This window comes from Pseudanabaena sp. FACHB-2040 (assembly GCF_014696715.1).
GTDB lineage: Bacteria > Cyanobacteriota > Cyanobacteriia > Phormidesmidales > Phormidesmidaceae > JACVSF01.
On the sequence record NZ_JACJQO010000017.1, the window covers coordinates 111,483 to 125,204 of the forward strand.

Consider the following 13,722-nt stretch of genomic DNA (forward strand, 5'->3'; position numbering starts at 1 on the left):
AAGCGGACGCTAATCCATGAAAGCTGCGATCGCAACCCTAGAAGCCCGGCTCAAGCAAGCTCTGGTAGCGGCCTTTGGCCCCGACCTAGCAGGGGCTGACCCCATGCTGGTGCCCGCCAGCAATCCTAAGTTTGGCGACTTTCAGGCCAATGGTGCCCTATCGTTGGCCAGGCAGCTGAAGGATAAACCGCGTGCGATCGCAGAAAAAATCCTGGCCCACCTCGACGTCAGCGATCTGTGTGAACCGCCAGAAATAGCGGGCCCTGGCTTTATTAACCTGCGCCTCAAAACTGAGTATTTAGAACACCAGCTCAAGGCTATCCAGGGCAGCGATCGGCTCGGCGTAGAACCGGCCAAGCAGCCACAGAAGGTGATTGTAGACTTCTCCAGCCCCAACATTGCCAAAGAGATGCACGTGGGCCACCTGCGCTCTACCATCATTGGCGACTCGATTGCGCGGGTGCTGGAGTTTATGGGCCACGATGTGCTGCGGCTCAACCACGTCGGCGACTGGGGCACCCAGTTCGGCATGCTAATCACGCACCTCAAAGAGTCATCCCCAGAGGCGCTGACCTCGCCAGAATCTGTGGATATGGGCGATCTCGTGGCCTTTTACAAAGAGGCCAAAAAGCGCTTTGACGAAGATGACGCCTTCAAAACCCGCTCCCGCGAGGCCGTGGTAGCGCTTCAGTCAGGCGATGAAGCCGCCCGCACAGCCTGGAATGCCCTTTGTGAGCAGTCTCGCAGAGAGTTCCAGAAAATTTATGACCGGCTCGATATTCGCATTGAGGAGCGGGGTGAGTCCTTTTACAATTCCCTGCTGCCTGCCGTAGTGCGAGACTTAGAAGACCTGGGTTTGCTGGTAGAAAACCAGGGTGCCAAGGTTGTTTTTGCCGAAGGCTTCATTAATAAGGACGGCGATCCGCTGCCCCTGATCATTCAAAAATCTGATGGCGGTTACAACTATGCCACCACCGATTTGGCCGCAGTTCGCCAGCGCACCGATAAGGAAGGCGCTAATCGAGTCGTTTACGTAGTAGATGCAGGCCAGTCCAACCACTTCGAGCAGGTGTTTCAGGTGGCCGAGAAGGCTGGCTGGGTGCCGGAAAATGTTGAGCTGATCCACGTTCCCTTTGGCGTGGTGCAGGGCGAAGACGGCAAGAAGTTTAAGACCCGCTCCGGCGAAACGGTGCGGCTTAAGGATCTGCTGGATGAAGCAGTCGAGCGCGCCCAGGCAGATATGAACAGCCGAATTCAGGCAGAAAGTCGGGAGGAGTCGCCAGAGTTTGTTCAAGATGTCGCTGAGAAGGTGGGCATTGGCGCAGTCAAGTACTCAGACCTGAGCCAAAACCGCACCAGCAACTACATCTTTAGCTACGACAAAATGCTGGCCCTCCAAGGCAACACCGCGCCCTACATGCTCTATGCCTACGTGCGGGTGCGAGGCATTAGCCGTAGGGGCGGCATTGATTTCGAGCACCTGCCCCCCGATGCCACGGTGCATCTAGAAGACGAGGCCGAGTTTGCCCTGGCCCGACACCTGCTCCAGCTCGATGAAGTGTTAGAGGAAGTCGCCAAAGAACTCTTCCCTAACCGGCTGTGCCAGTACCTGTTTGAGCTGAGCCAGAAGTTCAACCAGTTCTATGACCGGTGCTCGGTGCTCCAGGCCGAGGAGCCTCAACGCACCTCTCGGCTCATTCTCTGCGATTTGACCGCCCGCACCCTAAAGCTGGGCCTGTCGCTCCTGGGAATTCAGGTGCTGGAACGGATGTAGTCCCTCGGTTCGGTTCCCCTACCCTAGGCCCTATATCGGGGGGGAACCAAACCAGATAGGATGAAAAGCATGTTTTTGCATTGAGGCCCGCCCCAAGCAGCCCCAAGCAGCCCCAAGCAGCATTGGTTGTTTCTTAAGTATCCCTCTTTAAAATGTCCCTGTTTGATTGGTTTGCCAACCGACGAAAATCTGGTCCGATCAGCGAAGAGCGCCAAGAGCGTGAGATTGCCGATGGACTATGGACCAAGTGTGAATCCTGCGGCGTTCTCACCTACACCAAGGATCTGCGGGCCAACCAGTGGGTCTGTGGGGACTGCGGCCATCACCACAGGATTTTCAGCGAAGAGCGCATTCGCCAGCTGATTGATGCCGACACCTGGCAGCCGCTAGACACTCAGCTTTCTCCTAAAGACCCCCTGCGGTTTCGCGATCGCAAAGCTTACGCCGACCGCATTCGAGAAACCCAAAACAAAACTCAGCTGCCCGATGCCGTCCAGACCGGAGTAGGCGAGATGGAAGGCCAGTCCGTGGCTCTAGGAGTGATGGACTTTCGTTTTATGGGCGGCAGCATGGGCTCGGTCGTGGGCGAAAAGCTGACCCGCATGATCGAGCGCGGCACCGAAGAAGGCCGCGCCGTGGTGATTGTCTGCGCTTCCGGCGGCGCAAGAATGCAGGAAGGCATGCTCAGCCTGATGCAGATGGCCAAAATCTCAGGGGCGCTGCACCGGCACCAAGAAGCCCGACTGCTGTTTGTGCCAGTGCTGACCCACCCGACTACTGGAGGCGTCACTGCTAGCTTTGCCATGCTAGGCGACATCATCGTGGCAGAACCGAAGGCCACCATCGGCTTTGCCGGACGGCGGGTAGTCGAGCAAACCCTGCGCGAGAAGTTGCCCGACGATTTCCAGACCGCTGAGTATCTGCTCAATCACGGTTTTGTCGATGTCATTGTGCCGCGCACCCAGCTCAAGCAGACCCTGGCTCAGCTGATTGGCCTGCACCAGCCCCACAGCAGCCCCATCGGCCATATAGCTAGTCCAGCTTCAGCCCCTACGGTCGGTCTGGCTAGCTCTATCTGAGTTTGTCTGAGTTCTATCTGAGTGCTTTTACTCAGTCGGTCAAACGCTATCAGGCCAAGAAGTCAGCGCATTCTGGAATACTTTGGGAATGGTACCCTTCGGTGGCATGATATTCATACTAGAGTGACTCATTCGATTGAGTCAGGCTGTGTTGAAAGTCCAAACCGAGCCATCTATTTTCGAGGAGAACCATGCTGAAGAGATGCATTTGGCTTGTTGCGATCGCACTCTTCTTTGTCAGCCACCTGGTGATGGGTGATGCGATCGCGGCAGAGCTGGATGAAGCGACTCGCACTATTAAGCTCAACCCAGAGGGTGACACGTTAGTGCTGTCCCTGGAGCAAGTCGCCCGGGGTCGTAAACAATTTAACTATGCTTGTGGCACCTGTCACGTAGGCGGCATTACCAAGACCAACCCCACCGTCGGTCTCGATCCAGAGACTTTAGCCGGTGCTTTGCCTCCCCGTGACAACGTCGATGCCCTAGTAGACTACCTGAAGAATCCAACCACCTACGACGGGCAAGAAGACATTTCTCGTCTTCACCCCAGCACCAAGAGCGCCGACATCTTCCCCAAGATGCGTAGCTTTACCGAAGAAGACCTGGTTGCAATATCAGGCCACATCCTGCTTCAACCCCAAGTCGTCGGCGACATGTGGGGCGCTGGTAAGACCCGCTTCTCTGCTCCCTAACCAACTTGCTAAGCTCTTCCTGTCATAGGGAGAGCTTGTCGCTTAGAATAGGGACGACTTTGGGAATAACCTGTGAGCTTACTGCCGGTCTATCAAGACTCAGCCAAACCCAGTCCCTAGCGGACTTCACAGTTTGGCTTGATATAATCGCCTGGTAGAAAAAACGGTTTTAATCCGAGATAGAATACTGTCTCAGAAACCTGCGAACTGGAGAAATTCGCCTTTAGAGGTTCATTATGAAACTTGTTGCACGTGTTACTCGTAGTTTGGGTATCGCTTTCCTGTCCGTCCTTCTGGTAGTCGGTAGCCTAATTTTGGCTGCAGCTCCCGCGTCGGCCACCAACTACGAAGTCAAGATGGGATCTGATTCAGGTCTGCTGATTTTCGAACCCGCTAACCTGTCTGTTAAGCCTGGCGACACCGTCACCTGGGTTAACAACAAAATGGCTCCTCACAACGTCATCTTTGATGAGGCCAGCATTCCTGGTGGAGAAAAGGCTGTAGCCACTAAGCTCTCCCACGACCAGCTCACCTTTGCACCTGGGGAGTCCTACTCCACCACTTTCTCTGATGACCTGCCTGGTGGCACTTACACCTACTTCTGCGCCCCTCACCGTGGCGCTGGCATGGTCGGCAAAATCACCGTTGAAAAGTAGGCTTGAGCTTAAGTAACTCTTGAGCTTCTAGCAGCTTTTAAGCAACTCATAGAAAGGGCTTCCTCTGGAGGCCCTTTCTTGTTTTATGAGCACGTCTCTAACGGTTCCGTGGAAGCCTGCCACTGGCTTGTTCAGGGCGTCTAGGCTTGTTACCAGTGAAGATTCGGAGTGTTGGGTCGCGCTGCGCTTGACGCCAGCCTACAGGGCTATCTTCCGGCTCTCTGGTGCGATCGCATAGGTTGCCTCACGATAGGCGATGACGCACCGAAACCCAGCTCTGAGATGCGCTGGGCGGTTTTAGCCAAAATTGGTGTTGGGTTTGGCTTTGCTTAACCCAAGACTCCTCTCTAAAGCTGAGGGCTACTCCATTCAAGCCAACCCACTTAATCCTCTATTTAGGGGCGTTAGGAGCGGACTAGGATGAGCAGGTAGGCCGCTACCTACAGCTCAGCGAAGTGTTGTACTCGCCCGAAACGGCTGTATTTCTCAAAATTAAAGGGGCGCAGATACCTGCGCCCCAACCACTTCACAAGAGAGATTAATAACAGCGGATAGCTTACTAGAAGCTCATTTCGGCCGCCTGTACGCGCTCGACCTGCTTCTTCTTCAGCACCAGCATGATTTGGGTCAGCATGGTCGCTGCTAGGAAGGCAATCAGGCCCTTGACCCGATTGGGGCTTTGCAGCACGATTTCAGCATCTATCTGACCAAAGCCGCCCACGTTGGGGTTGCTAGTCAGCGGAGCACCTGCAGCCACGACGTCGCCTTCAGAGACGACTAGCTCAGGCCCAGCCGGAATCGCCAGAGACACCGCTTCGCCGGACTCCGGCTGAATGGTCACCTGGTAGCCACCTGCGTCTTGAGCAGCCACCGCAGCGATAGTGCCCGCAACAGAGGAGTTGTAAGCCGTGTTGTTGCTGGATTGACCGGTCGGATAGACCTGCCCCCGACCCCGGTTGCCGCCTACATGGATTTGGTATTTGCCAAAGTAGACGTTCTTGTCTTCGTTGGGATTGGGAGAGAGCACCGGGAAAACGATCTCCTGATACTGCTCACCTGGCAAAGGACCCACCAGCAAGATGTTGTCTTGGGTATCGCTGTAGGGCAAGAAGTAGGTGCTGCCCACTTCTTCCTTCAGCTCCTCAGGAATCCGATCTGGGGGAGCCAGCTTGAACCCTTCAGGCAGGACGACCACTGCACCCACGTTCAGCCCGCCTTTGCTGCCGTCACCTAAAACCTGCTGAGTATTGAGGTCGTAGGGAATTTTAACGGCCAGCTTAAAAACAGTGTCGGGTAGAACCGCCATTGGCGCTTCTACCTGAGTCGGCTTTTGGGCCAAATGGCAGTTAGCACAGACAATCCGGCCAGTCGCCTCGCGGGGAGATTCGTAGTTTTCCTGCGCCCAAAAGGGATAGGCCGAAGCGGGTTGGGCATCGGCCAACAGCCCGGTGATGAAGAGAATTGCGGTTGCGATCGCAATCGCCGCAGGCTTAATAAACCGCCGTAGAGATAAAAATCGTCCTTTCATTCGCTTAAACGCCAATTGTTTTGTCAATCTCAAGCACACGCTTACGTGCCAAGGAGGGAGAGCCGCAGCTGCGAGCTAGCTCCACCAGGGCGACTCGTCAGTCCGGAAATCGGTCTCGGTCCAGGGAGAGAGCACCACTTTGTCGGCTTCACTGACATCAGCATGAGCCAGGGCCAAAGACAGCGGTGCCGGTCCACGCACGACCTTACCAGTAGCGTCATACTGAGAGCCGTGGCAAGGGCACATGAACTTGTTCTCAGCAGCATTCCAGGGCACTACACAGCCAAGGTGTGTACAGACAGAGTTAATGCCGTAGTTTTCCAGACTGCCGTCGGTCTTGACCACCAGATAGGTAGGGTCGCCCTTTAACCCCTGCACCAGCACCCGGTCGCCAGGGTTATGGGATTGCACAAATTGGCTAGCAACAACGTCGTTACCCAGTTCGTTCTTGGCTGTTACGCCGCCGCCAGCCCCACCGCTAGAAGGGGGGATGAAATAACGAACGACCGGATAAAGCATTCCCGCAATCGTGCCAGTCGCTGCGCCCAAGGTCAGCAGGTTCATAAACTGGCGTCGTCCCAGATTGGGGACATCAGAGGTTCCAGAAGCTTGAGTCATGATCCAGGCTGTTATATCCGTTCAAACGTAATGGAATTTAAGCTGAGCCCCCACGCAAGTGAGCGGCTTATCAAACTGGCGACTGGCGGCTTCCCCTACTGCTAGGGGGAGAGCGAGAAGACATGCTTCAAGCCACTAACAACCGCTGAATTGTCACAGAAGTTTGCAGTTTTTCTGAAGAGTATTATCGCACTTTGGCGTTCCCGATGAAACCTGAGAGCTGCAAGGAAATCGGTCAGCCGCTTCAGAAAAATTTTTTATATTTGTAGAATAAACCCTGTTTAAACCGATAAATCTGCATCTACCAGCGCTTTCTCCGCCCAGGCAGAGGCTGGTTCTGACAGAAACCGCCGCAGCACCCTTTATGCTGGCATTTGGGGTTTGCTCCAGTCAGCTTGGCTGTTTTTTCAAGATGGGAAAGCAATGAAGATTTGTAAAGCAGGCCCTATGTTCCCCTGAAAATGCAGTCGCCTAGTGCACGCAGCAAACTCTATAGCAATTTTCAGCACAACATGCTTTATAACGGCACACCTCGCGACGACAAAGATCGGCTGCTAAAAACCGTCGCGTACTCTAGGAGATAGGAACATGACAGGGCAAGAGCTGCAGGCACTCTTAATCTCCAAGTGGGGATATTCCTACGATCTTCAGATGCGCCGCACCCAGGGCAAAATTTTTCTCCAGGTCATGTGGCGCTACCAGGAGCAAGCCTCCTTTCCACTGAGCGAAGCCGAATATTTGGCACATCTAGATCAGGTCGCCAGCTATCTCACAGCCTGGAACCAGACTGATTATCTAGAAACCTGGATTGAACAGACTCGAGAGAAGCCGCGCTTAGGCAAAGCCGTCAACATTCCCCTCGACCTAGGCCAGCGCGCCTCAGAGTGGTTGGCCGACGAGTTTTAGCCGTACCCGCATGTCTAGCTTTTTGTAGGTTGGGTTAAGCGAAGCGAACCCAACGTCTTCGAGTTTTTAGCTTATTGGGCTTCGCTTTGCTCAACCCCAACCTACGAGGGCTAGCCGCCAACTAAGCCTCGTATAGCTCTAATGGCAAATCATCGGGGTCTTTGAAGAAAGTAAAGCGCTTGCCTGTTAGTTCATCCAATCGGATTGGTTCAGTCTCGATGCCCTTGGCCGTTAATTCTGTCACTGCCTCTGCCAAATCTGCCACCACAAAAGACAAATGCCGCAGCCCACAGGCCTCGGGCCGCGAGGGGCGAGATGGCGGCTCAGGAAACGAAAATAGCTCGATTTGACTGCCGTCTGGCAGACGCAGATCGAGCTTATAAGATTGACGCGCTGCCCTGTAAGTCTCAGCAACCACCTGCAAGCCTAGCTGCTCCACATAAAACCGCTTAGAGGCTTCATAGTCAGAGCAGATAATGGCCACATGATGAAGGCCCTTAGCCAGGGGCATACGCGTTTTCCTCTGTAATAATCAGTCTGAACAGTCGTGCTGTTTTCAGGTTCTCTGTGGCGACAAATTCTTCTGTGGGGCCAACTGCCCCAATATCCAAACCCACTCCTAAGCTAGCTGATGATGGGCGAGATCTGGCTATTTTGGGATGTGTCTGGCTAGCTGCAACCTTTGTAGATGGGCTTTGGCTATGGCTAGATCAGGCCCCCCCTGCCTGGGATCAGGGCGAGCATCTAACCCGCGCTCTGAACCATTGGGAACTATTTCAGACCCCAGCGTTTACTGAGGAATCTTGGTGGCAGGCGCTGTGGCAGCTCTCGCCGACTTACCGGGCTCCCTTTGTCTACTTAATGACGGTGCCGCTTTTCCAGGTTCTAGGACGAGGGTTTGACCAGGCGGTGCTGGTCAACAGCGTATTTAACGGGCTGCTGCTACTGTTGACTTACTCCCTGGGGCGGCGGGTTTTTGACCGACAGACAGGATTGTGGGCAGCAGCCGTCTGTGCGCTGGTGCCCGTCTTGCTGCTGCTGCGAGTCGATTATCTGCTCGACTACGGCCTGATTGTGTGTGTGCTGGCCGGCTTTCTCTGCCTCACGGCTTGGCGCACTGCTGGAGCAGCCGGGCGCTGGGGCTGGGCACTGGGTTTTGGGGTGAGCTTTGGCCTGACCCTTTTGACCAAGCCCACCGGGATCTTGTTTTTACTGTTGCCAATGGGGTGGATAGCGGTTGAGTCTTTGCTGAAACGGCGCTGGCACCTTTGGCTGCAGTGGGGCCTCGCCGCTGTGGTTGCCGTAGCTATCTTTTGGCCCTGGTTTCAGACCAACTGGATCACCATTCTCTCTACTAGCGGTAAGTCAAACGCTGGCTGGATTGCAGCCGAACTCGACCTAGAAAGTCGTTGGTCTGTTTGGACCTACTACCTGCGAATGTTGCCCCGGATGATCACACCAGCCCTTCTCTGGGCAGGCGTGGGCAGTTGGATCCTGGGGCTAGTCGCCTGGAAGACTGGCCTGATCAAGCCTGCTGTTAACTGGGATCGCCCTCACCCAAATCAAAAGAAGCAGTGGCTTTGGCTGTTGAGCTATGTCGTGGGCACCTACGTGCTGCTGTCTCTTCTGCAGAACAAAGATCCGCGCCATATCGTGCCCTACGTGCCGATAGTCGTGATCTTGCTGGTGCGAGGGCTAACGGCCTGGTCAGGGCGAGGGTGGGCCTGGCTCAAGCTGGGTTTGGTCAGTGTTATTGCGGTTTTTGCCGCTGGCACGCTCTTTCCCATCGGCTCCCTGCCCCAGGCCCAGTTAGCAAAATATCCCTACCAGGGACCAGTTTGGCCCCACTCGCAGTTGATTGAGACGGTTTTAACGACAGAGCCCTATCTGCGTTCGACCATTGGCGTTTTGCCCAATATCGCTGAACTCAACCCCATGAATGTGGACTTCTATGGGGCTTTGAGAGACCTGCGGGTGTTTGGCCGGGAAGTTGGTTTTAGCCCAGAGTACGCGCCGCTGGATGCGCGATCGCTCACCTGGGTTTTGACCAAGGCTGGGGACCAGGGGCCGCAAAACAGTGGCAATGAGGCCAAAGTCGATCTTCAAGCCCAGGTCGAGCAAAGCTCCGATTACCAGGCGGTGCGAACCTGGCCTCTGCCAGACAATACGGAGATGACCCTGTACCATCGAGAGCCTGCCCCTGTAGAGGTCACTCCCCTAGCTCAGCCTCAGAACCGGGTTAGCCTGACTGGGGTCACTGCTCCTGCCACCGCTACCGTTAATAGCACAGTGCCCGTGTCTTACACGCTGCAGGGGCCGTGGGACGAGCTGGCCGAAGGGTTGCTGATCCTGACATGGCAAGCCGAGTCAGCCAGTCCGGGATCGCAGCCAGCTATACAGTGGATCCACGACCACGGCATTGGCCTAGGCAATTTGGATACTGGCCCAGAGTCACCTGCCAACGCTGGATTTACCGTTGTAGAGCGCTTAGGTATGGTCGTTCCAGCCGACATCCAACCGGGCCGATACCGACTGGTCGCTGAGTATGTTAATCGCCAAACGGGGGCGTCTTACCCCTTGCCGATCGCAGATGCTGCGATCGCAATCACCTCTGGAGAGAGCACTGTCTCCGGCCCAGAACCGGATCTGGTTAGCCAGCTCTATGGGCTGAGCCAAGGCCTGGCAGAGGGCAGTTTGGATCCTATTTTTAATACCGTAGGCCGCATTAATCAATATGACCCGCTGCAGGATTACTTGAAGCAGGCTGAGCAAGCCATGGGGTATCGCCTTGAGACGGCACCGGCCCGGCTAGAGTGGCTATATACCCGAGTCATGGCCCAGGTGCTGCAGCAGAAAGCAGAGAGTGCGATCGCAACCCTCACTCAGATCACGACCCTCGCCCCTACCAACCCCTATCACTGGCTCTACCTGGGCTTTGTTCACCTCTATCGCTGGCAGCCCCATGCCGCTGATCGGGCTCTCAACCAGGCCGCCACGCTGGCCCCTGACCTGCCAGAGCTGAAGGTTCTACAGGCAGTAGCCGCCCTGCAGCGGCTCAACTTGCTCCGAGCCTGGCAGCTGGTTCAGGCTAGCGGACTCTTGTGAGCAGCCGCGAGTTGGATTGGCCTAATCGCCAAAAGTTAAGCCTTTCTCTAATTTTTAGGTCTATGATCGGATTGATATATCATTTTTTTAAATAACAAACATTTCATTTTGTATCTAAATGCCGCAGACAGGGGTGCGTTGGTGAGCATTTGCCAACATTTGCTGAACGTCTGGGGCTGGTTTTAATCCTTGCTGCTGCTCACAACATTTCGCTCATCGAGCTGCATCAGCTCTTATTTTTTCCGTAGTTCTTCTGTTTCTTTACCCCCTAGAGATGGGAAAAATGCTCAGAAGAATTCCAAATTGGAATGCTAGGATTTCCTAGGTGAACACGCTTTGAGGGCCCGCTGTGATTCGCTCTGCCACGCTGCCGCTTCAGACACCGCTTCCGTCTCTGGGTGACAACAACCGGCTTAAACTGTTTTCGGGATCGGCCAACGTAGAGTTGGCTAGAGAGGTTGCCCGGTATTTGGGAATTGACCTAGGCCCGATGGTTCGCAAACGCTTCGCTGATGGCGAAGTCTATATCCAGATCCAGGAATCGATTCGAGGCTGCGATGTTTATCTGATTCAGCCAACCTGCTATCCGGTGAACGATCACCTGATGGAGCTGCTGATTATGATTGACGCCTGCCGTCGTGCTTCGGCCCGTCAGATCACCGCTGTTATTCCCTACTACGGCTACGCTCGGGCAGACCGCAAAACAGCAGGCAGAGAGTCGATCACCGCCAAGCTAGTAGCCAACCTGATGACCAAAGCCGGGGCCAATCGCGTTCTGGCCATGGATCTGCACTCTGCTCAGATTCAGGGCTACTTCGACATTCCCTGTGACCACGTCTACGGTTCCCCCGTCGTAATCGACTACATCGCCAGCAAGAAGCTGTCAGACATTGTGGTGGTTTCCCCCGACGTTGGGGGGGTGGCCCGCGCCCGCGCCTTTGCCAAGAAGCTCGATGATGCCCCTCTAGCAATTATTGACAAGCGTCGTCAAGCCCACAACGTCGCTGAAGTCATGAACGTAATCGGCGATGTCGCAGGCAAGACAGCCGTGCTGGTCGATGACATGATCGATACGGCTGGCACCATCTGCGAGGGGGCCCGTATCCTCAAGCAGGAAGGCGCTCGCCAGGTCTACGCCTGCGCCACCCACGCTGTGTTCTCACCGCCAGCTGTGGAGCGGCTCTCCAGTGGTCTGTTTGAAGAAGTGATCATCACCAACACCATTCCAATGATGGATACGCGGCGCTTTCCTCAGCTGCGGGTGCTCTCAGTCGCTAACCTGCTAGGCGAAACCATCTGGCGCATTCACGAAGAAAGCTCCGTCAGCATCATGTTCCGCTAATTTCGCTTTCTAGCACTAGCACAATTTGTATATTCAGCAGTAGAGCCGCGATTAATCGCGGCTCTACTGCTAACTGTCCTCACTCTCAAACTCAGGCCGACCGCTATTAGGAACAGGCCAGTCCGAGTTTTCACCCCCAATCACCAACCGTTTCAGGGCGAAAAAATCCCGATTGAACTGAGTGAAGGCATTGATTAGCACATCGACTGCGATCGCATCACTCGTGCCCATATCAACCCAGCACCGAGCCCAGGTGCCCTCATACTCTACGTCGCCTATGTTATGCATAAGCGACAGCAGGCTATCGCCCGCCAGAGTATTGTCATAATCCATGTAGCTGATCTCGAGGCCCGTTTCTTGAACCTGTAGGTTCTCGGCATTAAAGCCGCCCAGCTTACCCAGGAAAAACCAGGAGTCAAAGATCTCTTCAATGTATTGCCGCTCCATTAGCGAGGGAGTGGTTTCAAACTCCAGCCAAAGCCAAAGATTGAAAAAATTGCATTCCCTAAATTCAACCTGCATAACTCACCCTAGTAGAGCCAGATAAACCTTATCCCAATTTGACGCGAACCTGCGCTAAATCAGGTCAAAAGGCGGAAGCGCAGAGATCTGCACCCAGCCGAAGCAGAAGTAGGCATTAGCGCTCTTTATGAAGGGAGCTCATACCAATTCCAGAAAAAAGCGCTGCAGATAGGGGGTGAGAGAGTGGATGGGTGGATGAGTAGCGGCTGTTTAGAGAATTGGTATTAAAGGCTTGAGAACCGCTCTCTACTGTGATCCCCCCAACCTCCCATAGGAGATTGAGGGGTCGGCAGTTTGTCAGCTCTTTTAATTTTAGAAGGGTTGGGGATCAGCGCTGGGCCTGGCTCGCTCGCTCAGAACAGGCTTCACCAGCAAGGCCTTCAGCCAAACACTTCTCAAACCGGATTTGCCAGACTGTCTGTTTGGGCATTTGGTCAGCATAAGCTAGGGCCTGCTCATAGAGAGGAATACTGAGAGCAGTGTTGCCCTGTAGCTGATTAATCTGAGCCTTTAAGTAAAGCAGATCAGGGTTTTCAGGAGCAGCCTGCAGCGCCAAGTTGACCTCTTTGATCGCCTCGTCGTATCGGCCAAGATCCCTTAGCCCAATGGCAATGCCTCGATTTGCCAGATAGGGCGGATGGCTGCTGCGGAGGCGAGCAATAGCCTGATCAGGGTTAGCAAAGGGCAGGTTGACTGCCAGCAGCAAATCCATAAATCCTTTGAGCAAGCTCAACTCAGGATCGTTGCGGTTGATATCTTCGGCTTGCCCCAGCTCGTTAAAGACCTGCTGCAGCATTCTTAGGGCCGTAGGGGTGCCCCGAGCAATGCCCTGAGTCTGCAAAACATAGCCCCCTTCTAGAAAAATGCCAACAGCGGTATATAGGTGTCCGCGCAGCGGATCGGCATCGACCAGAGCTCGCGCCTTTTGCTGCGTAAGCTTGGCCCGTCGATCCATTTCGGCCAGGTCTTGATCCAGGTATGCCATAGCTGACGCCATCGCCTGAACCATCGGCTCATCGGGTTCACTCGCCAAGGCAGCATTGATGAGCTGCCGCGCTTCTACATAGTCGCCAGCGTAGAACATCGCATTAAAAGCCTCTTCGGAGGCGTCGCCAATGCTGTGAGGATTGACCGTGCGGAATGGGTCAGCCGCGAACGCGGGCAAGCTCGCAAGGCTAATCGTGACAGCCAAAGTCCCTGCAAACCAGCGCTGAAACTGTTGAGCGTGGCGAGAAAACTTAAAAGATCGCAGTGCCATAGAAATACCGTGTGTGCAGAACCACAACCAGTGAGCAATCTAATTCTGAAACCAGGATAGCGTTTACTAGGCAGCAACCGTGTAGCAGCCAGTTGCATCAAAGCTTCCTGTCAAGGGGGCGACAGTTGGGGGCCAGAGAAAGGGGGCTTCAGTGACTGTCTCCAGACCGTCGGTTTCTGTTTCCGGATAAAGAGCAGCGGTCTAGAGCTAGCTTGTAGCCGACTATACCTGAAGACGGCAAA

General features: G+C 54.7%; 13 protein-coding genes. 8 read left to right on the plus strand and 5 right to left on the minus strand.

The genetic code is table 11. From position 1 onward, the window contains the following. Window positions 1-16 precede the first annotated feature (16 nt). The 5 genes from argS to H6G13_RS19105 all read left to right on the plus strand — a co-directional run bounded on the left by argS (window position 17) and on the right by H6G13_RS19105 (window position 4,439). A complete protein-coding gene (gene argS / locus H6G13_RS19085) occupies window positions 17-1,774 on the plus strand; it encodes an arginine--tRNA ligase (RefSeq protein WP_190485722.1) in 1,758 nt (585 codons plus the stop codon). A gap of 152 nt (window positions 1,775-1,926) precedes the next feature. Next, complete coding sequence (accD, locus tag H6G13_RS19090; protein WP_190485724.1) at window positions 1,927-2,853, plus strand: acetyl-CoA carboxylase, carboxyltransferase subunit beta; 927 nt, start codon at window positions 1,927-1,929, stop codon at window positions 2,851-2,853. Window positions 2,854-3,044: 191 nt separating this feature from the next. Further along, a complete protein-coding gene (psbV, locus tag H6G13_RS19095; protein WP_190485726.1) occupies window positions 3,045-3,545 on the plus strand; it encodes a photosystem II cytochrome c-550 in 501 nt (166 codons plus the stop codon). Between the two features lie 236 nt (window positions 3,546-3,781). Continuing rightward, complete coding sequence (gene petE / locus H6G13_RS19100; RefSeq protein WP_190485728.1) at window positions 3,782-4,201, plus strand: plastocyanin; 420 nt, start codon at window positions 3,782-3,784, stop codon at window positions 4,199-4,201. 85 nt (window positions 4,202-4,286) lie between these two features. Continuing rightward, window positions 4,287-4,439, plus strand: coding sequence for a hypothetical protein (locus tag H6G13_RS19105; RefSeq protein WP_190485729.1), 153 nt, complete (start codon window positions 4,287-4,289; stop codon window positions 4,437-4,439). Between the two features lie 321 nt (window positions 4,440-4,760). On the opposite strand, the gene petA is transcribed toward H6G13_RS19105, so the two are convergent. Further along, entirely contained in the window at window positions 4,761-5,729 is a 969-nt protein-coding gene (gene petA / locus H6G13_RS19110) for a cytochrome f (RefSeq protein WP_190485731.1), read from the minus strand. Between the two features lie 75 nt (window positions 5,730-5,804). Further along, on the minus strand, window positions 5,805-6,347 hold the full coding sequence (gene petC / locus H6G13_RS19115) for a cytochrome b6-f complex iron-sulfur subunit (protein WP_190485734.1): 543 nt from the start codon (window positions 6,345-6,347) through the stop codon (window positions 5,805-5,807). A gap of 588 nt (window positions 6,348-6,935) precedes the next feature. On the opposite strand from petC, the gene H6G13_RS19120 reads away from it, so the two are divergent. Then, window positions 6,936-7,253 carry a DUF3067 family protein gene (locus H6G13_RS19120; RefSeq protein ID WP_190485736.1) on the plus strand — a complete coding sequence of 106 codons (318 nt, stop codon included), beginning with the start codon at window positions 6,936-6,938 and terminating at the stop codon, window positions 7,251-7,253. A gap of 121 nt (window positions 7,254-7,374) precedes the next feature. On the opposite strand, the gene H6G13_RS19125 is transcribed toward H6G13_RS19120, so the two are convergent. Further along, complete coding sequence (locus tag H6G13_RS19125) at window positions 7,375-7,764, minus strand: VOC family protein (RefSeq protein ID WP_190485738.1); 390 nt, start codon at window positions 7,762-7,764, stop codon at window positions 7,375-7,377. A gap of 56 nt (window positions 7,765-7,820) precedes the next feature. Here H6G13_RS19125 and H6G13_RS19130 point away from each other — a divergent pair, with 56 nt between their 5' ends. Both H6G13_RS19130 and H6G13_RS19135 read left to right on the plus strand, forming a co-directional pair. Beyond that, a complete protein-coding gene (locus H6G13_RS19130; protein ID WP_199306374.1) occupies window positions 7,821-10,358 on the plus strand; it encodes a glycosyltransferase family 39 protein in 2,538 nt (845 codons plus the stop codon). Between the two features lie 349 nt (window positions 10,359-10,707). Then, entirely contained in the window at window positions 10,708-11,700 is a 993-nt protein-coding gene (locus H6G13_RS19135; RefSeq protein ID WP_190485742.1) for a ribose-phosphate pyrophosphokinase, read from the plus strand. Between the two features lie 69 nt (window positions 11,701-11,769). Here H6G13_RS19135 and H6G13_RS19140 read toward each other — a convergent pair whose 3' ends face one another. Together H6G13_RS19140 and H6G13_RS19145 are read right to left on the minus strand one after the other, a co-directional pair. Beyond that, the gene (locus tag H6G13_RS19140; RefSeq protein WP_190485743.1) at window positions 11,770-12,222 is read right to left on the minus strand and encodes a DUF3531 family protein; all 453 of its coding nucleotides are present in this window, start codon (window positions 12,220-12,222) and stop codon (window positions 11,770-11,772) included. Between the two features lie 328 nt (window positions 12,223-12,550). Then, on the minus strand, window positions 12,551-13,480 hold the full coding sequence (locus tag H6G13_RS19145) for a Sll0314/Alr1548 family TPR repeat-containing protein (protein ID WP_242028419.1): 930 nt from the start codon (window positions 13,478-13,480) through the stop codon (window positions 12,551-12,553). Between the last annotated feature and the right edge of the window lie 242 nt (window positions 13,481-13,722).